At 34.4% G+C, this 22,142-nt stretch carries 21 protein-coding genes and 1 other RNA gene; 3 read left to right on the plus strand and 19 right to left on the minus strand.

What is annotated here, in order from left to right; all coding sequences use genetic code 11:
* Window positions 1-87: 87 nt before the first annotated feature.
* Both LV842_RS01945 and LV842_RS01950 read right to left on the minus strand, forming a co-directional pair.
* Entirely contained in the window at window positions 88-1,038 is a 951-nt protein-coding gene (locus LV842_RS01945; RefSeq protein WP_233109777.1) for a glycosyltransferase family 2 protein, read from the minus strand.
* A 19-nt stretch (window positions 1,039-1,057) separates the two neighbouring features.
* Window positions 1,058-1,654 carry a DUF4199 domain-containing protein gene (locus LV842_RS01950; protein ID WP_233109778.1) on the minus strand — a complete coding sequence of 199 codons (597 nt, stop codon included), beginning with the start codon at window positions 1,652-1,654 and terminating at the stop codon, window positions 1,058-1,060.
* A 131-nt stretch (window positions 1,655-1,785) separates the two neighbouring features.
* Here LV842_RS01950 and ffs point away from each other — a divergent pair.
* Window positions 1,786-1,883, plus strand: an RNA gene (gene ffs / locus LV842_RS01955) — signal recognition particle sRNA small type.
* A 105-nt stretch (window positions 1,884-1,988) separates the two neighbouring features.
* Here ffs and LV842_RS01960 read toward each other — a convergent pair.
* From LV842_RS01960 to gyrA, 6 genes are all read right to left on the minus strand, one after another.
* Window positions 1,989-2,675 carry a metal-dependent hydrolase gene (locus LV842_RS01960; RefSeq protein ID WP_233109779.1) on the minus strand — a complete coding sequence of 229 codons (687 nt, stop codon included), beginning with the start codon at window positions 2,673-2,675 and terminating at the stop codon, window positions 1,989-1,991.
* A gap of 330 nt (window positions 2,676-3,005) precedes the next feature.
* Entirely contained in the window at window positions 3,006-3,452 is a 447-nt protein-coding gene (locus LV842_RS01965; RefSeq protein WP_233109780.1) for an SRPBCC family protein, read from the minus strand.
* Between the two features lie 11 nt (window positions 3,453-3,463).
* Window positions 3,464-4,393, minus strand: coding sequence for a 1,4-dihydroxy-2-naphthoate octaprenyltransferase (menA, locus tag LV842_RS01970; RefSeq protein ID WP_233109781.1), 930 nt, complete (start codon window positions 4,391-4,393; stop codon window positions 3,464-3,466).
* Window positions 4,394-4,465: 72 nt separating this feature from the next.
* Window positions 4,466-5,302, minus strand: a complete 837-nt coding sequence (locus LV842_RS01975) for a 1,4-dihydroxy-2-naphthoyl-CoA synthase (protein ID WP_039372493.1) — start codon at window positions 5,300-5,302, stop codon at window positions 4,466-4,468.
* Window positions 5,303-5,593: 291 nt separating this feature from the next.
* Complete coding sequence (locus tag LV842_RS01980; protein ID WP_233109782.1) at window positions 5,594-6,640, minus strand: tetratricopeptide repeat protein; 1,047 nt, start codon at window positions 6,638-6,640, stop codon at window positions 5,594-5,596.
* 29 nt (window positions 6,641-6,669) lie between these two features.
* Window positions 6,670-9,258 carry a DNA gyrase subunit A gene (gene gyrA / locus LV842_RS01985; RefSeq protein ID WP_233109783.1) on the minus strand — a complete coding sequence of 863 codons (2,589 nt, stop codon included), beginning with the start codon at window positions 9,256-9,258 and terminating at the stop codon, window positions 6,670-6,672.
* 148 nt (window positions 9,259-9,406) lie between these two features.
* Here gyrA and LV842_RS01990 point away from each other — a divergent pair, with 148 nt between their 5' ends.
* Window positions 9,407-9,721, plus strand: coding sequence for a DUF4286 family protein (locus LV842_RS01990; protein WP_233109784.1), 315 nt, complete (start codon window positions 9,407-9,409; stop codon window positions 9,719-9,721).
* A gap of 52 nt (window positions 9,722-9,773) precedes the next feature.
* Here LV842_RS01990 and LV842_RS01995 read toward each other — a convergent pair whose 3' ends face one another.
* From LV842_RS01995 to LV842_RS02040, 10 genes are all read right to left on the minus strand, one after another.
* The gene (locus LV842_RS01995) at window positions 9,774-9,959 is read right to left on the minus strand and encodes a hypothetical protein (RefSeq protein WP_233109785.1); all 186 of its coding nucleotides are present in this window, start codon (window positions 9,957-9,959) and stop codon (window positions 9,774-9,776) included.
* Between the two features lie 172 nt (window positions 9,960-10,131).
* Window positions 10,132-10,410: a hypothetical protein gene (locus tag LV842_RS02000; RefSeq protein ID WP_233109786.1), complete on the minus strand. Its 279-nt coding sequence runs from the start codon at window positions 10,408-10,410 to the stop codon at window positions 10,132-10,134.
* Between the two features lie 106 nt (window positions 10,411-10,516).
* On the minus strand, window positions 10,517-11,011 hold the full coding sequence (locus tag LV842_RS02005; RefSeq protein ID WP_233109787.1) for a GNAT family N-acetyltransferase: 495 nt from the start codon (window positions 11,009-11,011) through the stop codon (window positions 10,517-10,519).
* Window positions 11,012-11,527: a DUF421 domain-containing protein gene (locus LV842_RS02010; RefSeq protein ID WP_233109788.1), complete on the minus strand. Its 516-nt coding sequence runs from the start codon at window positions 11,525-11,527 to the stop codon at window positions 11,012-11,014.
* A 138-nt stretch (window positions 11,528-11,665) separates the two neighbouring features.
* Window positions 11,666-11,800 carry a bacteriocin-like protein gene (locus tag LV842_RS02015; protein ID WP_233109789.1) on the minus strand — a complete coding sequence of 45 codons (135 nt, stop codon included), beginning with the start codon at window positions 11,798-11,800 and terminating at the stop codon, window positions 11,666-11,668.
* Window positions 11,801-11,942: 142 nt separating this feature from the next.
* The gene (locus LV842_RS02020; RefSeq protein WP_233109790.1) at window positions 11,943-12,347 is read right to left on the minus strand and encodes a hypothetical protein; all 405 of its coding nucleotides are present in this window, start codon (window positions 12,345-12,347) and stop codon (window positions 11,943-11,945) included.
* A gap of 258 nt (window positions 12,348-12,605) precedes the next feature.
* Window positions 12,606-15,437 (minus strand): excinuclease ABC subunit UvrA, encoded by a 2,832-nt coding sequence (uvrA, locus tag LV842_RS02025; RefSeq protein WP_233109791.1) that lies wholly within the window; start codon window positions 15,435-15,437, stop codon window positions 12,606-12,608.
* Window positions 15,438-15,614: 177 nt separating this feature from the next.
* Window positions 15,615-17,498, minus strand: a complete 1,884-nt coding sequence (locus tag LV842_RS02030) for a type VI secretion system baseplate subunit TssF (RefSeq protein WP_233109792.1) — start codon at window positions 17,496-17,498, stop codon at window positions 15,615-15,617.
* Window positions 17,499-17,520: 22 nt separating this feature from the next.
* A complete protein-coding gene (locus LV842_RS02035) occupies window positions 17,521-17,961 on the minus strand; it encodes a GPW/gp25 family protein (RefSeq protein WP_233109793.1) in 441 nt (146 codons plus the stop codon).
* Between the two features lie 145 nt (window positions 17,962-18,106).
* Window positions 18,107-19,522 carry an APC family permease gene (locus LV842_RS02040; RefSeq protein WP_233109794.1) on the minus strand — a complete coding sequence of 472 codons (1,416 nt, stop codon included), beginning with the start codon at window positions 19,520-19,522 and terminating at the stop codon, window positions 18,107-18,109.
* A 143-nt stretch (window positions 19,523-19,665) separates the two neighbouring features.
* On the opposite strand from LV842_RS02040, the gene LV842_RS02045 reads away from it, so the two are divergent.
* Entirely contained in the window at window positions 19,666-20,172 is a 507-nt protein-coding gene (locus tag LV842_RS02045) for a DUF4920 domain-containing protein (protein ID WP_233109795.1), read from the plus strand.
* Window positions 20,173-20,277: 105 nt separating this feature from the next.
* Here LV842_RS02045 and LV842_RS02050 read toward each other — a convergent pair whose 3' ends face one another.
* A complete protein-coding gene (locus LV842_RS02050; protein ID WP_233109796.1) occupies window positions 20,278-21,387 on the minus strand; it encodes a M14 family zinc carboxypeptidase in 1,110 nt (369 codons plus the stop codon).
* Between the last annotated feature and the right edge of the window lie 755 nt (window positions 21,388-22,142).

A 22,142-nucleotide genomic window follows, 5' to 3' on the forward strand; every position in this document is an offset into this window, starting at 1 on the left:
ACGAATATCGGAAAAAGTATGTATTTAAATCAAAAAAACTCCAAAAAGTAGTACTTTTTGGAGTTTTTATAGCTTATTTTATGCTTTTTAAATTACCTCGTCAATATTGTAATTCTTATGTTCTCTATTGGTTCTGATGATCATTTCTCCTAAGAATCCTGCTACAAAAAGCAAACTTCCCATAATCATCATTGTTAAAGCGATAAAAAACCAAGGATTATTGGTAATTAAATGTCCATAAATTCCTCTTGCAACATCAATTAGTTTTGAAATTCCTAACCAAAGCGCAGAAAGGAAACCAACGATAAACATTAGCGTTCCTACTGCTCCGAAGAAATGCATTGGTCTCCCACCGAAACGACTTACAAACCAAAGGGTTACCAAATCCAGAAAACCTCTGATAAATCTTTCAGTTCCGAATTTTGAAGTTCCGTAAGGTCTCGCCTGATGCTGAACTTCTTTTTCCGTAATTCTTCTAAAACCTGCATTCGCAGCCAAAACCGGAATGTATCGGTGCATATCTCCATACACATCGATTGTTTTTACCACTTGTTTTTTATAAGCTTTCAATCCGCAATTGAAATCGTGAAGGTAAACTCCCGAAACTTTTCTTGCCGCCGCATTGAATAATTTTGAAGGTACGTTTTTCGTCATCACATTGTCAAAACGCTTCTTTTTCCAACCGGAAACAATATCGTAATTCTCATTAACAACCATTGAATACAATTCTGGAATTTCTTCCGGGAAATCCTGTAAATCAGCATCCATTGTGATAATTACATCTCCGTTCGTTCTTTCAAAAGCAGCGTGTAACGCCTGAGATTTTCCGTAATTTTTGGAGAATTTTATAGCATGAACCTGAGGATGCTGAACCCTTAGATTTTCGATAATACTCCAAGATAAATCTGTACTTCCATCATCTACAAACCAGATTTCATAGGATAAACTGTTTGAATTACAAACATTATCGATCCTGGAAAAAAGCTCTTCCAGAGAAGCTTCTTCGTTCAACAACGGAATAACTATAGATAAATTCATTTAATTTTTAATAAAATTATTATTCGTTTTCTGTTTCGGGGTGAATGGTTTTCGTTCTGAAAAACGCTCCGAAAAATACTGACAAAACTACGTAAAATATCAGAATTGCTGCAAAATATCCTGAAAAATGACTTGCCGTAAGCATATCTTTTCCTTTTATAGTCTCAGGATTGAATCTCTGAAGACCTTCTTTATACTTCTGCTCCAATTCATCAATGTCTTTTTGATGCTTTAAAATCTTTTTTGCAGAAGTATATTCTGCATCAAGTTCTGATTTTTGTCTTGTTACATATTGATAATTCAGAAGTTTTTTAGCATCTGTATCTACAAAATTCAAAAATGCATAAATGCTGAACACAGAAAGAATTCCTCCGATAAACATTGGAATAAATGCTCTCTTGAATGCATCTCTGAAACTCACCTCTCTATGAGTGTTCCAGTACGATTTCACAGACCAAAAAGCGGTAGCAGCATATAAAATAGGTAAAACGAAAGCATTGGCTTTCAATGAAATATCAAAATAATTGATACCTGAGAAAAAATAATACACTACAAAAAAAACAACCATTGTAGCGATAAAAAGTATAATTCCTAATGTTGATGGACTTTTCGTCATATTTAATTTTTTTGAAAAAAGTTGAAAAATTATTGTTCTAAATCTCAATTATTTAGCGCTATCATTAGACTTTTCAACTATTTTTTTTTTAATAATGTTTTGAAGTTTATAAAATATTCCTACCTTTGCAACGGCAAGTCCTAAACAACCAGCTCCTGAGAATCCTCCAGGGTGGGAACGCAGCAAAGGTAATTGGTCGTAGCGGTGTGATTTAGGTAGCTTGCCATTTTTTATTGGTTTTAGTTGAAGAGAGGTAATTTGAAAATTATCTTTTTTTGTTTCTAAACACTTCAACATTTCGATTCTGATTTTCAAACTACCTTTCAACATTTATTTAAAATTCGAACTCCTCTCCTAATTTTGGTAAAACAAGTTCTACATTTTTATCAGCGAAATGCTTCAATGTACTTTCATGATTAATTTCAATCGCAGGGAAAGTATCAAAATGACATCCGATAACTTTTGGGGTTTTCAACAATTCTGCTGCTGCAAAAGCTGCTTTTCTCGGACACATGGTATAGTGGCTACCAATCGGAAGGATAGAAAGGTCTAAATTCCCATATAATCTTGGAAATAGTTCCATATCTGCCATTACCCCTGTATCGCCTGCCAAATACACATTTTTACCTTCAGGAAGTCTGAAAATATATCCTACAGGAACACCTCCGTAGCTTCCATCCGGGAAAGAACTTGTATGGTGAGCCGGAACCATAGAAATTTTAAGATCATCGATTTTTACCGATCCTCCTAAGTTCACATCATCCGTATTTTTTGCATTTTTAAAATATCCACAGATTTCCGGAACAGCAATAATGGTAGCTTCAGGATGAAACTGCAATACTTCTTCTACATCTGCAATATGATCTCCGTGCGCATGAGTCAACAAAATATAATCAATTTTCTGAGCCGAAATATCAAACCCTGATTCTGCTTTCTTGTAATTATAGAAAGGATCGCACAAAATTGTTTTGTTTTTATACGTGAACAAAAAGCAGTTTTGTCCCAAGTATTTTATTTTCATTTTTAATTTATTTTAAAATTTATGGAGTTATGAATTGATCTACTTTTACTGACATACCGCTATTGTAATAGTAAATCAAGTACAAACAATATATAATTATCACAATTTGAAATATTTGAAGAAAAATATTCGGTTTTATCTTTTGCTTTAAAACCTGTAAAGAAATAAAAAAATCAATCAACAGAATTATTCCTAAGATGATAGGAGTTACTGCAATTTCTGATAAAGATAATTCTCCAAATATCAATTCTTTAATCAACAATAAAAAGAAACCAATGGATATAATGATTGATAACCAAGAAGTAATTCTATAATTATTGTTCATTTAAATTATTTCTGTGGAAATTTATCTTCAATTAATCTCAAATTAATTCCGTGTTCCAGATAAGCTTTGCAGCCATCAAGAACCGTTGTAAAACCACCTGTATTGTCATTAATTACTTTTAAAAGATCTTCTCCGGTCTGAGAGAATCCATAGCTTTTAACCACAACCAAAGTTCCTTTTTCCATTTCTTTGAATTCATAATCTACATTCGTTGAAGGTTCTCCCCAAACCGTTTTTATCAGTTGATTTCTAACAATTTGAATACACTTAACCTCTGTTTTCACTCCATACATTTCCCATTCCCAAGTCACCGTTTTACCTTCTTCTAGTTTTCCGGTTGATTTTGTAAACCAAAATTGAGTCGTTACTTCCGGATTGATAAATGCTTCAAAAACATCTTCAATCGGCTTTCTGATCAGCATTTGAGCTTCAACGTAGACATTTGAATTCATAGTTTTGTATTTTAATGGAAAAAATTAAGTCCAAAAGCGGTAAGAACAGCCATTACAAAAGTCATAATTCCCACCTGTTTTAAAAACGGATCCAACTCTCTCGGACTTTTTACAGCCATAATCTGTCTTCTTAATTTCATTAATGGAAGCATTAAAATCATTACGACAAAAACGTAATAATTTTGTGTCTGGAAGAATCCATTTACTGCCAAAAACACTAAAATTAAGATTAGCGGCAATTGCAACAGGATCATTTCGTAAATCATCGCATTTTTGAATCCGATTCTTAGTGCAAAGCTATTTTTTCCTGATAATTTATCGCTTTCGATATCTCTCATATTGTTAAGATTAAGAACCGCCATGCTCATCATTCCAATCGCTGCTCCAGGTAATAACATATCCCAGCTAAACGATTTTGTAAATAAGAAATAACTTCCGCACACCGAAACCAAACCGAAAAATATAAATACAAAAAGGTCTCCCAATCCCATATATCCGTAAGGCTTCTTCCCTACTGTATAACCAATTGCTGCTAAAATACAAGCGACCCCTAATCCGATGAAAATATAAAATTCGTTCATATAATTCGGAATAAAGGCAGTGTATAAAAGTGCAATAGTTGCTACAAAAGATAACACTGAGAAAAGAATGACTGCATTTTTCATTTGTTTTGCCGTAATTTTTCCTGACGCAACTGCTCTTGCTTCTGCTTCAGAAGCTCTTTTTGTATCCGTTCCTTTTACCCCGTCTCCATAATCATTTGCATAGTTAGAAAGAACCTGATACAATAAAGTCACGACAAGTGCCAAAGCAAAAATTTTCCAGTCCCAAAATCCGCCTTCACCATAAAGCCTCCATTTTGCAATGAAAGCTCCCATTATAATCCCACTTAAAGAAAGTGGCAATGTTCTAAGCCTTGCGGCTTGTATCCAATCATTCATAGTTTATAAGTAATTGGCAATGAGCAATAGGTAATGGCGACATTGCTCATTACCTATTACTCACTACTTATGTTAAGATATCCATTGATCTTTTCCGAAGTCCGGCTTTCTTTTTTCTAAGAATGCATTTCTTCCTTCTTTTGCCTCTTCTGTCATATAAGCCAAACGTGTTGCTTCTCCCGCGAAAACCTGCTGACCAACCATTCCGTCATCGGTAAGGTTCATTGCAAATTTCAGCATTCTGATTGAAGTCGGAGACTTTGCTAAAATTTCCTGAGCCCATTCGTAAGCTGTATCTTCTAATTCATCGTGAGGAATTACAGCATTTACCATTCCCATTTCGAAAGCTTCCTGAGCAGAGTAATTTCTACCTAAAAAGAAAATTTCACGAGCTTTTTTCTGCCCCACCATTTTTGCCAAATATGCTGAACCGTAACCACCATCAAAGCTTGTAACATCTGCATCAGTCTGCTTGAAAATAGCATGCTCCTTACTTGCCAAAGTTAAATCACAAACAACATGAAGAGAATGTCCTCCACCAACAGCCCATCCCGGAACAACCGCAATGACAGCTTTTGGCATGAAACGAATCAAACGCTGAACTTCTAAAATATTTAAACGATGTCTTCCGTCTTCTCCCACATACCCTTGATGTCCTCTCGCTTTTTGATCACCTCCGCTACAGAAAGCCCATCCTCCGTCTTTTGGACTTGGTCCTTCTCCTGAAAGTAATACAACCCCGATTGACGGATCTTCTGAAGCATCATAAAAAGCATCATATAATTCTGAAGTAGTCTTTGGTCTGAAAGCGTTGCGAATTTCCGGTCTGTTGAAAGCAATTCTTGCTACACCATTACATTTTTTGTACGTAATATCATCGTATTCTTTGACGGTTTTCCACTCGATCATTTTTGTAAAAATTTTTCTCAAAGATACGGAATTACACAGAATTTTAACATTGATTTTTGATGATAATCATTGGAACTTTTAAGTAAAATTTATTACCTATTCTAAACTTTTTGCAAGCTTTTATATTGTCATTCTGGCTAAGGAAAAATCCCAAATAGTAAAGATCCTTTCCGAAACATCTCATCGTTCAAAATAGCAGAAAATCTACTATTTAAGTTGCTTTTTATTGAATAAAAAAACCGAAACAAAATTAATTGTCCCGGTTTTATATTTTATTTCAGGTTTCTGAAATTATTTAGGCTGTTTAGCTTGAATTTCAGCTTCTTTAGCCTTCATCTCACTAAATTTTGCTTGATTCTTAGTGATGCTGTAAATTTCTTTTAATGTAGAAATAGCATCTAAATTTTCAGGCTGAGCTTTATACCAACTTTCAGCATGAGGCAACGATTGATTAAATCTTGCTTTTCTTGCTTCAATAAGTTCAGTTGCTTTATCCGGATTGGTTTTTCTTATTGCGTTGATTTCTTTTACCGCTGCATCATCATCACCAATAGTTGTATACACCAAATTTTGGTATGCATTCCCTATAAGTTTTGGATCATTACCACCTAATTCAATTGCTTTTTTAAATGATGCTGTCGCATCAGAAACCATTGTAGGATTTTTAGACTGTAAAACTCCTAAATTATACCAGTTTGTAGCATCATTAGGATTTTTAGACAATTGCTCCTTTAGGTTCTGCATAAATTTATCTGTATTTCCAGATGCGTATAATGCATTTCCCTGATATTCTTTTAATTTAGCATTATTAGGGTATTTTGCCAATCCTTTTTCAATAATTGCTAAAGCCTCATCGTTTTTCTTAGCATTTAACAATAATGTTGATAACGTTTCATACAAATCAGGTTCTACACTTTTAGTTTGCTCAGTTTTGAAATCTGAATAATCTTTTGAAGAAGCTTTCTTTAATAGTTCCCAAGTATTTTTATCATAATTAACAACTTGCCCCGTTTTATTATCTTTCGCTGTATAAGTTGTTTGAACACCAGTATATCCTGAATTAATTAAATCAGTATAGATTTTTGTAGCAGAGTCTATATTGTTTGCTAGTGCGTAGCTTAATCCGGCATAATACATATACGTCTTATCATCCTGTCCGCTAGTTTTTAGCAACTCATATATTTCCATAAACTTTGGAGCTGCAACAGTATAATTTTTAGCACCATAAGCATCCATAGCTGTTTTATTAGCAGCCTGCAGCTTTGCATTTACATCTTCTTTTTGCCCAAAAACAAAAGCCGATGCAACAATAGCTATACCTAAAATTAGTTTCTTCATAATAACTATTTTATATTAATTGTACAATTTTATTCTTCTGAATCAGAATTCTCCGTTTCCTCACCAGAATTTTCATTTTCTACCTGAGGTGTTTCTATATTGTTTTCTTCGTTATCGATTACAGTTTCTCCTTCTTCATCAATTTCTTCAGAATCTTCTTCTACATCTTTATCCATTGCTACTTTTGCGATGGCTGCGATTTCGTCATTTTTCTTAAGATTGATCAATCTTACTCCCTGAGTATTTCTACCCATTACTCTCATTTCATCCATTCCCATTCTGATCGCAACACCGGATTTGTTGATAATCATTAATCCGTCTTCGTCCGTTACGTTTTGAATAGCAATCAGATTTCCTGTTTTTTCAGTAATATTCAGGGTGATAACTCCTTTTCCTCCTCTGTTAGTTTCTCTATAGTCTAAAACAGCCGTTCTTTTACCGTATCCTTTTTCAGATACCACAAGAACCGTATCATTTTCGAGATCATTGACAACAATCATACCAATTGCCTCGTCATTATCTTCCATCATGATACCACGAACACCAATAGATCCTCTACCTACTTCTCTTACTTTTTCTTCAGGGAAACGGATACATTTACCATTTTTCGTAGCAATCATAATTTGAGAAGTTCCGTTCGTTAAGTATGCACCTAACAATTGGTCATTATCTCTAATTTCAATCGCATTTACTCCATTAATTCTCGGTCTTGAATAAGCTTCCAAAGATGTTTTCTTAATAGTACCGTTTTTCGTTACCATTACAACACTCATTTGATTAACGTATTCAGCATCCTTCAAGTTATTGGTTCTAATATATGCTTTAATCTTATCGTCTGGTTCAATGTTAATTAAGTTTTGTACCGCTCTTCCTTTAGCTGTTTTAGAACCTTCAGGGATTTCAAATACTCTTAACCAATAACATCTTCCTTTTTCTGTAAAGAATAACATATACTGGTGGTTGGTTGCAGAAACGATATACTCTAAGAAATCGGAATCTCTTGTTGTTGCCGCTTTATTTCCTACACCACCTCTACTTTGAACTTTATATTCTGAAAGTGAAGTTCTCTTAATATAACCTGCGTGAGAAATCGTAAGAACCACCGCTTCATTTGGAATAATATCTTCGATAGACATTTCACCTCCTGAATAATCGATCTCTGTTCTTCTTTCGTCACCGTATTTTTCTCTTACTTCAACTAATTCATCCTTGATAATTTGGAATCTTCTTGGTTCGTTAGCCAAAATATCTTCCAAGTCAGCAATTTCTTTCATGATTGCATCGTACTCATCACGGATCTTATCAAGCTCCATTCCTGTCAAACGAGCAAGACGTAAGTCTAGAATCGCCTGAGCCTGAATTTCAGAAAGCTCAAATGCTTCAATTAATCCTTCCTTTGCAGCCTGTGGATTTGCAGAGTGACGGATAATGGAAATTGCTCTATCTAAAGAATCCTGCGTTCCGATCACTTTCATGAAACCTTCTAAGATATGAGCCCTTTCTTTCGCTTTTTTAAGCTCGAACTGAGTTCTTCTTACAATAACTTCATGTCTGTGTTCCACGAAATGGTGGATGATATCTTTTAGGTTTAATTGTTCCGGTCTACCATGTACCAAAGCAATATTATTAACACTGAAAGAGGTCTGAAGCGAAGTATATTTGTATAATAAGTTTAAAACAACATTTGGAATCGCATCGTTTTTCAATTCATAAACAATACGAAGACCTCTTCTGTCCGACTCATCTCTTATTTCATAAATTCCTGGAATTTTTTCATCTTTAACAAGTTCGGCAGTTCTTGCGATCATTTCCGCCTTGTTTACCTGATAAGGAATTTCGTTGACGATAATTGCATTTCTGTTTCCGATTTCTTCGAAAGCAACTTTAGCTCTAAGAACTACTCTTCCTCTTCCTGTATGGAAAGCATCTCTTACCCCATCATACCCGTAAATAATCCCACCAGTAGGGAAATCCGGAGCAATGATGTGCTGCATTAATTCATCAATCGTAATTTCTTTGTTATCAATATAAGCACAGATTGCATTTACAGCTTCCGTCAAGTTATGAGGAGCCATGTTTGTTGCCATCCCTACTGCAATACCCGAAGTTCCGTTTACCAAAAGGTTTGGAATTTTTGAAGGCATTACGGTCGGTTCCTGCAAACTGTCGTCGAAGTTATTCTGGAAATCAACTGTTTCTTTATCCAAATCCGAAAGAACTTCATCAGAGATTTTTTTCAATCTTGCTTCGGTGTAACGCATTGCTGCAGGTGGGTCACCGTCCATTGAACCGAAGTTACCCTGACCGTCAACCTGAGGATAACGCAAACTCCAGTCCTGAGCCATTCTTACCATTGCATCATATACGGAGGAGTCTCCATGCGGGTGATATTTACCTAAAACATCCCCAACAATTCTCGCAGATTTTAAATATTTTCTATTAGAAAAAACCCCTAATCCATACATACCATAAAGCACTCTTCTATGAACGGGTTTCAAGCCATCTCTTACGTCAGGTAGCGCTCTTGAAACGATAACCGACATCGAATAATCGATATAAGACGACTTCATTTCATCAACAATGTTGATAGGAATTAATCTTTCTCCTTCTTTTTGCATAAACAAATTTTATTATAATGATAGTCAGACGCTTAGCTGTGAGTCTGAAAATTATTCTTTTCGAATTTTTATTAACGGGCTAATTTACGAAAAATTTGCCGATTTTTGCAGTAAAATTTATCCACAGAATCTTAAAAATTCATAAAATATGAGCGTATTAAGTATAACTTTCCACTGCACAAAAACTCATCTTGAAAAATGGGAAAATTATATTGATGAAACACTGGTTTTAATGACTGAAAATTTAATGGATGTCAATAAATATATTCTTTCCGAGGTTCACAGTGATTATATTGAAGACGGGAAAAACTACAACCTTCTTTTAATTTTTGATAATGATGATCTGAGAGAAGATTTTGTGAAAAGCGAACTGGAAAATATTGCCGAAAGAATCGAAACGAAATTCGGACAGGAGGTAATGATTTTTAATACCTTCCTCAATCCTAAGAAATCTAGACTTTAATTTAAATACAACAAAAGCACTGAAAATTTCAGTGCTTTTTATTTTCTTCATCTTAATGATGTTTGTGACCTTTACCTTTGTGTTTGTAATGTCCATTACCATGACCTCCTTTTTCATAGATGTATATTTTTTTTGTATGACCAGGAGGCACTCTTCTTCCATGATGTTCATGAATCACACATGAAGTCAACATAAGCATTACGGTTGCCACCCCTACAATTTTAATCAATCCTTTCATTTTTTCCACTTTTTCAAATTTCTAAATCGAAAATAATCAATCATAATGCCAAAGTTTTAAACATAAAATAATTTCAGTAAGAGATCAAAAAGAAATCATTGATTACTAAACACTTTACTATCCAAAAAATAGCAAATAAAAAATGACTGTAAAAACAGTCATTTATATTTTTTTATAATTTCACTATAATTACCGGTCTGCTATGATAAACCCTAGGTGCTCTATGAGAATAATATCTAGGTCTTACAGGCTCATAATAATATCTTTTGTAATGATGTCTTGGAGGTCTGTGATAAACTACAGGTCCATAATAAGATCTATGTGAACCGTGGTAATAATGTTTTTTCGACCCATGACCATGTCCATGACCTCTCTGCATAGGAGAAGCCTGATAAAAAGCAAAAGAAAAGATGATTAAGAAAAATCCTAATACTTTAGTTAAAAAATTCATAACAAGTTATTTTCAAATTTACCTTTTGAAACTTACAAGACTGGTGCCAATAAAGCATTATTATTAAATTCTATGAATATTTTAAGAAACTTTATTATTTTTTTTGTTAAAAAATCACTTCACTTCTCCTTTCAAGCATGATTACATCTTTCCATTCACCGTTAAGCTTTCCTATTTTCTTTCTTGTTCCAACAATTCGGAAGCCGTTTTTCTGATGAGCTTTTAAAGCCCCTTCATTTTCAGGGAATATATTCGTTTGCAAAGTCCAGAATTTGTGGTTTTCACTATCCAAAATCATCTTTTTAAGCAAAACCGAACCCAATCCTCTACCCTGATAATCATTATCGAAATAAATGCTTACTTCAGCCACTCCTTTGAAACTCTCTCTTTTACTCTCCGGTTTTAGAGCACACCACCCTACTACTTCGTTGGTTTCGTTTTCCAAAACCCAACGACAATCGTTGAAATAATCCATATTCCAGGCTTCTGCAGTGGGAACTGTTGTTTCAAATGTGGCAATTCCCCCATCAATACCCTGTTTGAAAATTTCCAACACTCTGGCTTCATCACGAGGAAGCATTTCCCTAAGTTCGTAGTTCATTTATCTAAGATATTTTCTTTTGTTTTTTCTTTTAATTCTGGAATAGTGCGTCTGTTTACTATTTTCATCTTCAGAAATCACACTGATATTTCCGTCCACTTCAAGAACAGAAAGCTTAACCTTTTTAATTCCGTTCACCCCATGTTCCCTTATTGCCTCTTCCAGCTCATCTTCGGTTATTTTCACTTTATCTAAAGCTTCCTGGATCACCACACCATCCTTTACCAGAATTACAGGATCTTCTTCCATAAATGTTTTAAATGAAGGACTCTTAAACATTAATCTTTTTACAATAAAATTGGCCACAAAGAGCACCAAGGCAGCAATTAAACCTCCTTGTAAAGATGTATCGGGACCCACCATTGCATTCTGAACGGCATTAGAAATAAGCAAGAGCAAAACTACATCTCCTGCATTAAGCTGGGAAAGCTGATTTTTACCAAACAAACGAATGGCGATCACCATGAAAAGGTAAACGCAAAGCGAACGAATAACTACATCTAAAATGGGATTCACGATTGTTTTTTATCCTATCAAATGTATTAATTTTTTGTTTTGATGTGAGAAAAAAAATTTCAAACAATACATTCTATACCCTCAATATTTTTAATAATACAAATAAAAAAACCGCCTGATAAAAAGCGGTTTGGATTGTTAAGGACATTGTCCGATCGGAACTGTACTGCAAACGGTTTTGTTTAACCTTTCACAGTAAACACAGTATTGTTTTGGTGCTCCGCCATACACTGACTTTAGTTCTGTTTTTGTTAGTTTCTTTAAATTTTTCATATTGTTTTAATTTTGTGGATTTAAATATAAAACGAAATTCATTTTCAGTTATTATAAAATTTCTATTTAAAATTTTCACAATTTACATTTAAAAAAGCCACACAGAAATCTGTATGGCTTTATATAAAAGATTTTATGAACATTATCTGTTGTTGATATCTACTCTTACAGGCATTACATAAGTAGAGGCAATCATGTTATCATTTAGTTTATTACTGTCTACTCTGTATAAAAGTTTACTTAAGACGTTTTCAATCTCTTTGCTTACGTTTTTGCAGTCCCCTTTAGAATGAACATTTACGATTTTTCCGTTTTCCGCGATATCAAATTTCACTTCCGAGTTTACAACACCTTGTTTATAATCAGAATTTGTGAAGTCGAAGTTAGCCATCAATAAGTTTCTGATCTCACTGAAAGCATCGTTCTTATTCAACTGAACTTCCTGAATGGTATTGTTATTTGTAGTTTGTGCTTTTGCAGTGTTCATTACAGCCATGAATCCACAAACGAAAAATGAAGCGATTAATATTTGAATTTTATTTTTCATAACTCTCTGGTTTTAAATGTTGTTTTAAACTTATTTACTATTTCTTTACCAAAGATATATAAAATAATTCATATTAATTTTACATTGAGTTAACATTGAGTTAACATTGAAATATAATTTATTGATTTTCAGTAGTATAAAATTTAAAAATAATTAAAAATTTAACATTGGAAGTTAATATTGAGTATAAAAAAGGCTAAATCTCGTTTGATCTAGCCCTTTTTTATTTATAATTCTTATTTATCAAAAGAATTTAATTTACTCCAGTTCCCTCTTCAAAAACTTCCCTGTCAAACTCTTCTTCGACTTCACAATTTCCTCCGGAGTTCCTTGAGCAACGATTTGTCCTCCGTGCTTTCCTCCTTCAGGACCCACATCAATAATATGATCGGCAAGCTTTATCACATCCATATTATGTTCAATAATGATGAAAGAGTTTCCTAATTCTACCAACTGATTAATGGCATCCATCAGGATTTTCACATCCTCAAAATGAAGTCCTGTTGTTGGTTCATCAAGAATATACAATGTATTTCCGGTTTGTCTTTTTGCCAATTCCGTTGCTAATTTGATACGCTGAGCTTCTCCTCCCGAAAGTGTTGTCGACTGTTGCCCCAAAGTAATATATCCTAAACCAACATCCTGTAACGTCTTTACTTTTGCAAAAATCTTAGGAATTGGCTGGAAAAACTCTACCGCTTCATCAATCGTCATATCCAATACATCGGAAATCGATTTTCCTTTGTAACGAACTTCCAAAGTTTCTCTGTTGAAACGCTTTCCGTTACAAGTCTCACAGTGAACATAGACATCCGGTAAGAAATTCATTTCAATTACTTTCAAACCGCCTCCCTGACAAGTTTCACATCTTCCGCCTTTCACATTGAAAGAGAATCTTCCCGGTTTGTAGCCACGGATTTTAGACTCAGGCAATTCGGCAAAAAGGTTTCTGATGTCCGTAAACATTCCTGTATACGTTGCAGGATTAGAGCGTGGCGTTCTACCAATCGGTGTTTGATCTACATCTACAATTTTGTCAATGTTTTCAAGACCTTCGATTTTCTTGTAAGGTAAAGGCTCCTGAACTGCTCTGTAAAAATGTTTATTCAAGATTGGATACAATGTTCCGTTGATCAAAGAAGATTTTCCGCTTCCTGAAATTCCTGAAACCACCACCAATTTTCCCAAAGGAATATCCAAGGTTACATTTTTAAGGTTGTTTCCTGTAGCTCCTTTTAATACTATATTCTTACCATTTCCTTCTCTTCTTTTTTCAGGAATGGCAATTTTTCTTTTTCCGTTAATATACTGAGCAGTAATCGTATCGGCTTTCAACAAATCTTTCGGTTTCCCCTGCCAAAGAATTTCTCCACCGAATTTTCCGGCTCTCGGACCAATATCCAACACCTCATCAGCTTCGAGAATCATATCTTTATCGTGTTCAACAACCAAAACAGAGTTTCCGATGTCACGAAGGTTTTTTAATGAATTAATCAGTCTTTCGTTGTCTCTTTGGTGTAATCCGATACTTGGCTCATCCAAAATATACAAAACATTCACCAACTGGGAACCAATCTGAGTAGCTAATCGAATTCTTTGAGATTCTCCTCCTGAAAGTGTTTTTGAACTTCTGCTCAAACTTAAATAATCCAAACCGACATCCAATAAAAACTGTAGTCTGGTTTCAATTTCCTTTAATATTTCGTGAGCAATGATTTTATTTTTTTCAGAGAATTTATCTTTAACATCAGCTAACCAATCTTTTAGATCAATCAAACTTAATGCATTCACCTCAGCAATATTTTTTCCGTCGATTTTAAAGCTTAAACTTCCAGGTTGAAGGCGGGTTCCTTTACATTCAGGACAGGTTTCTTCCGTCGTAAAGTGTCTTTCCAGCAAAATCGCTTCGTAAGATTCTCTTTCTTCGATAATCTCCTCCATAAAAGGAATCAACCCATCAAAACTGATTTTGATCTTCTTGGTAATTCCTGCATATTTTAAATCTTTATTAAATTCTTTATGACAACCGTTGTACATATAATCCAACGCTTCTTCCGGAATATCCTGAAAAGGAGTAGCCATTCCCAATCCGAAAATTTCAAGAATATTTTTAATTTGGGATAAGATCCATTTGTTAGACTTAATATCTTCCAGCGGTAATAAGCCCCCCTGATTGATTGATAATTTAGGATTTTCAACAAAATAATCCGTATTGATTTTTTTGATCGTTCCTAATCCTTTACAGCTCGGGCAGCTTCCTTTCGGAGAGTTGAATGAAAATGTATTAGGTTCCGGAAGTGCTAATGAATGACCTGTTTCGGCATCCATTAAGTTTTTAGAGAAATATTCAATCTCAGTACTTCCCAGTTTTTGAATTCCGATTAACCCTTCTCCCATTTCCATCGCTGTTCGCAATGATTTTTCCATTCTCGCTTCGGAAGCAGATTCACCGATAATCCAACGATCGATAACGATATCGATGTCGTGGGTTTTGTAACGATCAAGCTTTAAATCATATTCAATATCCTGTAATTCGCCGTCAATTCTTGCCTGTCCATACCCTTTCTTTGCCATTTGAACAAAAAGTTCGTGGTAATGTCCTTTTCTTGAACGAACAACAGGCGTCATCAACATGATCTTTTCACCTTTATAGTTTTCCTTAATGGTTTCAAGAATCTGATCTTCCGTATAGCTTACCAACTTTTGCCCGGTCGTTTGGGAATACGCGTCTGAAACTCTTGCATACAAAAGACGCAAGAAATCGTACAGTTCCGTAACAGTTCCTACAGTTGAACGAGGGTTTTTATTTGTAGTTTTCTGTTCGATGGCAATTACAGGGGATAATCCTTCGATTTTATCAACATCCGGGCGTTCCAAACCTCCTAAAAACTGTCTTGCATAGGCAGAAAACGTTTCGATATAACGACGCTGACCTTCCGCAAAGATCGTATCAAAAGCCAATGATGATTTTCCGCTTCCCGAAAGACCGGTAATTACTACCAATTCGTTGCGCGGAATTTTTACATTGATATTTTTAAGGTTATGCTCTCTTGCGCCGTAAACTTCTATATATTCTGTTGATTTACTCATAATTTGGGGTGACTTTACCTGAAAATCACGATGGGCAAAATTACGGAATTTTATGGAATTTTTGATGTTAAAAAGTATTAGTTCACTAACAACAAATTGTATTTTTTTTGAAGAATCTGCTAAAACAAAAACCGATGAAAAACTCACCGGTTGATTTGTATTTTAATTCTTTAACTTTTAATTATCTCCAAAGTCTGAATCTTCATTGCTGACTTTTACCAGATATTCTATTCCGTCTATTGCTTTTGAAATAATTCGGTTTCTAAGCATATTGGCCATATTCTCCCAATACATTCTTCCGTAAAAAGAATAATTCTGAGGAATAATCTCTACTTCTACTGTACGTACGAAACCTTCTTTAGGTTTATTACTGATCATTGTTCCTCTCGTTACCCTCACTTCTTTAAGTTCATCTTTCAGTACCATTCTGCAATAGTTTTTGACATCTTCTAAAGAAATAATCTTATCTCTGGTCGTTAAAGCATATTTATACGCCTGAATGCTATCTGTTCCTTTTTGTTCTTCTGCACCACCAATAGTTTCGGTAAGAAGAACCAACATCTGAGATTTTAACTGATTGGAAAGCTCTGTTCCGGGACGCATATGATTAGCCAGCATGGAATGGGTTACCCAAAACGAAGCATAGGTGTGATCTGTTTTATCTACGGGTTCCATAATCACATAATTCAATTCCTGTTTAATGCTTCTTTTGGCATTATTTACTTTTTGAATCATAGACTTCATCTTGTCGGACATTTCACTCAAAATGCCTTTTACATTATCTCTGTTCAAAAGTGAAAATGCAGCGATCTCATCTCTAGTAAGCTCCAATACACTGGCAATCATATCTACTGCATTTCTATTGGAAAAACGTTCCATTCCTCCCTTTCTAACGGTATACAATCCTTTTTTCAGATCGTCACTTGGTGTAAACGGAATTTCTGTATATCTTCTTCCGTCACCGTCCTGAACTTCATCTACATACAAGAAATGCTCTCCATCATCAGTCACCAAAGGAATATTGTTTCCCATAATATCGAGACTGTATTCTGTTTTCTTCCAGCCTCTGTTATAAATTGGGAATGCATTGAGTACAAATGAGAAGTTGTCTAAGATCTCAGCAGAAAACTGTGGAGGGAATTCGAAAGTAAGCCATAAGAAGCTTTTCCCATCAATATATTTGGTAATTTCCTCTTTATAATCCAAGAAATTTAAGTTTTCAGGCAGCTTTCCCGCTTCGGTAAATAAAGTCTCCGAAATTCCTTTTACTTCTATAAATTTATGATGATAAATGCTCTTAACATCTTCTATCAATTTATTTTGGATAGACTGCTCTTTAAACATCTGTTCATAACCATCGGTCCGGTTATTTTTCAAATAGGTTAATCCTTCCCGAACGAACAACGGATTCCCATTACTGGTAACCGTAATATAAGGTAGCAGTTTATATACAAAATCTATGTGTTCAAACGCAGGATTTGAGCAATAAATGCCTAGATTTTTAGGGAAATTTTCGCTTTTATATTTGGAAATATTAATTCCTACTGTAATTTTTCTATAATCTTCAGGTCTTGCCTGAAATCTAGCAATCGGAATTTTATTAAGTCGATCATCAATGCCATAACATGTATTTCCGACAAACATTATGGAGGTCTGAGCTTTATTAATCCTTACATTTCCTACCGGAGTAAAAGGAATATTGATTTGCTTATCAGATTCCGACTTTACTGTAGAAATCATCTGTTTTCTGAAGAAAAACTCTGTATGCTCCAGCAAAACCTCGGTAGATTCTGTCGGGTTTGTAAAAGCAACCGCATGAGCAGGAACCGGATGGGTATAAATAGACGGGGTAAGAAGTTTGGCCAGTTTTTCTAAAATTCTGGCATTTACCGTCTGGATTTCGTTATTTGCTTTAAAGACTTCTGTACTGAATGCATCTATTAATAATTTTACAAAAGGATCCAAAGACTGCGGACTTTTCAATCCCCAAACTTTAGTCGCATTCTGAAGCATTCTTGCTTTTACTGATTCTTTGGAATATATATTCTGATCTAAATTCATAATTTGTGATTACCATTAAAAATTAATCAATAGACATTGGGCTCAAAAATAATTCAGTGGAAAAGCTGAAACGTTCTCCCGTCATCTCCATTTTTGCATTAATGCCTATTTTTACTTTTTTCTTAATTTCCGTGTGCTCTTTTGTGTCGTAACTATGCTCTACAAACTGAATATATGCTTCAATTTGCGGCTGAACGATTCTGGGTTCGTATTCCTGTATCTGTCTTTTCAGACTCTTAATGAAAACGCTTTCCCAAACTGCACTGGTAACTCCATTATCGAACTCCAGGTTCCAAACATCGTTTCCGTAATTTTCATCATATCTGTTTTCGCCTTTTTTAGTCGTTATCAGCAACATAATGTTATGAGCAATACTTTCACCCATATCGCAGGTGTCAATACTTCCCCCTTCCGTCATTAATGCTGATGGAACAAAAGGCATTCTGTAATTTGGTGTGTCCATGATTCAACTTCTGTGTTTTACTTCATATTCTGGTTTAATTGAAAGGAAATACCAAATTAAACATTTTTCACGAAATAGAGTATTACTAAATTTGAAAATGATTATTATAAAAAAAGCTGCCCGTTTACATCGAGCAGCTTGTTATTTATTCTTCAGCTTTCTTATTTCTATTAATAAAATAATAAACAGGAAGTCCGAGTAAAACCATCACAAATCCGGGCCAGGTGTATTGTTGTTTATACATTAAAAGCAAAATACAGAAACCTGTTCCTATAATCAGATAAATAATCGGAGTAATTGGGTATAACCATGTCTTGTAAGGTCTTTCCAGGTTTGGTTGCTTGTATCGTAAATAAATCACCCCAAAAACAGTGATCATATAAAACAATACAATCACGAAAGAGATCATATCCAAAAGGTTTCCGTACTGACCGCTCAAACAAAGCAAAGAAGCCCAAATTCCTTGCATCCATAGCGCATTTGCCGGAACTTCATTTTTATTGTTCTGTTCAGCTTGTTTAAAGAACATCCCATCTTTTGCCATCGTTTGGAAAACTCTTGCTCCTGCTAAGATTAATCCGTTATTACATCCAAATGTTGAAACCATTACCAACACAGCAATAATGACCGTTCCCGCACTTCCGAAAATAAAATGAGAAGCAGCAACCGCTACCCTGTCATTTTCTGCAAATGCAATGGCATCTCTATCCAAAGCATTTAAATACACATAATTAACAGCAATGTATAAAATCATGACAGCGGTTGTTCCATAGATCATTGATTTCACAACATTTTTCTTAGGATTTTCAATTTCTCCAGAAACGAAAGTCACACTTTCCCAAGCTACAGAGCTAAATACAGAACCTACCATTGCTGCAGCAATTCCCCCCATTAAAGTCATACCACTAATCGGTTCCCAACCTTCTTTCAAGAAATTTCCAAGCGTATCTTTTTTAAGGTTATTAAAAGAATCCATTCCCAAACTGAAATTTTCAGCCATATGCGAAATATCTACCAAAATAAATCCTGCTGCAATTAATCCTACTAAAGCAATAATTTTAGAGCCTGTAAAGATATTCTGCAGTAATTTCCCGCTTTCTACACCTCTTGTGTTGATATACGTAAGTAAAACAATAATGGCAATCGCTAAAATCTGAATCCAGGTAATTTTAAATTCTCCACTTTGAAAAATTGGAGCGGCATCATTTAAAGCCGGAACCAAATAAGCCGTAAACTTACCAAAAGCCATCGCAACTGCTGCAATCGTTCCTGTCTGAATCACCGTAAACAATCCCCATCCATACAAGAAACCCATCTTTTTTCCAAAAATTTCTTTAAGATAGGTGTATTGTCCACCCGCTTTAGGATACAGTGCAGAAAGCTCTCCATAGCTTATTGCTGCGGCAACCGTCATGATTCCTGTAATGACCCAAACAATTATCAACCAGAATCCTGAACCTAAATTCCGCATCATATCTGCGCTTACAATAAAGATTCCGCTTCCGATCATAGATCCCATTACGAGCATAATGGCATCCCAAAGTTTTAGTTTTTTCTGCATAGTGAAGTATAGGCCTCAAATATAAATAAATATGCAATTGGTTTTGAATTTTGTTTCAAATTTCAAAACAGACCTGCTTTTTATCAATTTTTTCTTCATTTATGATTCAGTTTTTATTAGTACTTTTGAAAAAAATATTAAAAATGAAATTCAAAGCGATATTATTTGCAGTAGCAGTAAGTGCTTCTACTTTAGCTTTTGCGCAGGAAACAAAAAAAGCAGGTCCACCAGCAGGAAACGCATTGGTAGGTGATACTTATGGAGGTGGTGTAGCTTCAACTATTGAATCAAAAGCAATCTCTGTAGAAAAATTAAGCAAAAAGCTTAAAAAAGAGAAAAAAGTAGAAAACGTTGCCATAAAAGGAAAAGTAACTGATGTTTGTGATAAAAAAGGATGCTGGTTAACAATCCAGACGGAAGATAACTCTCAATTTTTTGTGAAAATGAAAGATTATGCATTCTTTGTTCCTACTGCATTGAAAGGAAAAACAGTCGTAATGGATGGAACAGCTGAGAGAAAGGTAACTTCAATTGACGAACAAAAGCACTACGCAGAAGATGCTAAAAAGCCTCAATCTGAAATTGATGCTATTAAAGCTCCTAAAGAAGAAATCAGATTCGTTGCTAACGGAATTAAGGTGGTAAACTAATAAAAACAGCTTTGTCACTCCGAACGAAGTGAAGAATCTCAGATTACTCCTATCGTCGAAATGAAAATATATAAAACAAAAGCGGAACATATTGTTCCGCTTTTTTTAGTCTTCTATCGTAAAGTTTACTTCTTCATCCAGTTTCGGATATTTAGTCGCAGAAACAAATCTTTTTCCTGTACAGTCTATTTCCAGCCAGCCTTTTCGCTGCTTTACATCTCCTACTTCCATTACATAAGGAATAAAAGATATTTCATCATTCCCCTCTTCTTTTATTTCTCTGTATTGCACTGCCACATCCAGAATACATTCATGTTCTGTATTCAGTTTTATATTTCTGTAAACAATATCGTAATGAGTTTCTCTATTCTCCGGAATTGTAAGATAGTTTTCCCAGCCATCAATTCCAGAATTAAGTTCGCTTATCGCCTTTAAAGCATAGTAGAATGCAATCGTATAGTATTTTCTCGTTCCCTGTCTTGTATAGTCGTCTACAAAATGTCCCCCTTCAAATAAAATAGTAGGCATTCCGGCTTTAATAAAATTATCACCTGTAGAAGTCGGATAAAACTCGTCTGAATATCTACCGATCTGATTAGGGATCATTTCTTTTAAGTGATGATAAACATCAGCAATTACTGCCATACATTTCTTTCTGTTTTCTGTCACGGTTCTTTCCACATCTTCAGAAGGAGCTAAAAAGGACAATGTTGCAGGATGAATTCCGTCTGTAGTAAAAATTGTTCTCTGCTCATGAAGATTCAAGGCATAGTCGTATTTTTTAGAAGCTACTGCATTTTTAAGGAATTTAATCTCAGTACTTGCTTCGTTGTGGAAATCTCTGTTCAAATCAATTTCTGCTGCATTCAGCCTTGTCCATCTTTCCGAACCGTCAGGATTTAACATAAAAATAAAGTCCAGCTTTATCTTACTGAATAATTCTTCCTTCAATTGAGGAGCTTTATCCAAAGTCATTAACAAATCAAGCATTGCGTGTGTTGCATTCGATTCGTTTCCGTGCATTTGTGACCATGCAAGAACAGCAATGTTTCCGGTTCCAATGGTTAATTGATAAATAGGCTTTCCTAAATACGACTTTCCAATCTCTTGAATATAATCGCTGAGATTCTTCTGTAGGTAAGAAAATAATTTTTCAGGGGAAATATAACGGTTAGGAAAATCAGGATTCTGCTGATAAATCTGTTCAAAGTTCATTCTGTAATAATTTACAAGAGTCAAATTTAACCATTTTTAAGGAAAAAATAAAATTAACATTTGTAATTATATTAAACGATGTAAATTGACAGAATGTCTGTGGATAAAATTGTGGATTAATAATAATTCAATAAATACAATTTAATATATTTAAATTCAGTTAGTTACAAAATTTATTTAAATATCTTTTTTAACCTTACTTAAAGTGGAAAATTCCCTATTTATCAACATTTGGGTGTAATTCTATTAAACATGGAAAAGTGTGGAAAATACTGTTGATAACTGTTTTATACAAATGTAAATTGTTAATAATTTGCGATTAGATTTTGAAATTTTGGCTTTATTTTGATCTTAGTTCAATTCTGTAAGTATTTTTAAAAGTTTAATAGATCAGTAAAATATTTTGGCAATACTATTTATCAGGAAACTCTCTTGTATGGGTTGTTTGCGGTCATTTATCAGCCAAAATTAATGTTCTAAAATAGAGTTTTACCAATGTAATCAAGCATTTATACTGTCTCCCACTCTATAACCCATAATTTCCATGAAAAAGCATCGTTACCATCCATGAATAGGATATTTATCCAATCATATAGCATTCAGTTTTTCATTAAGTCATTTATCTAATCTTTTACTTTAAGTAGAATGTAAAAAAGTGAATTTTGGGGAAAATTTGTTTATTAAAAATTGGAATAAAATTTTACAAACAATATAAATAGCTGTTTATCAGTTAATTATTACTATTTACAAATGTA

The organism is Chryseobacterium gwangjuense, assembly GCF_021311115.1.
Classification (GTDB): domain Bacteria; phylum Bacteroidota; class Bacteroidia; order Flavobacteriales; family Weeksellaceae; genus Chryseobacterium; species Chryseobacterium gwangjuense.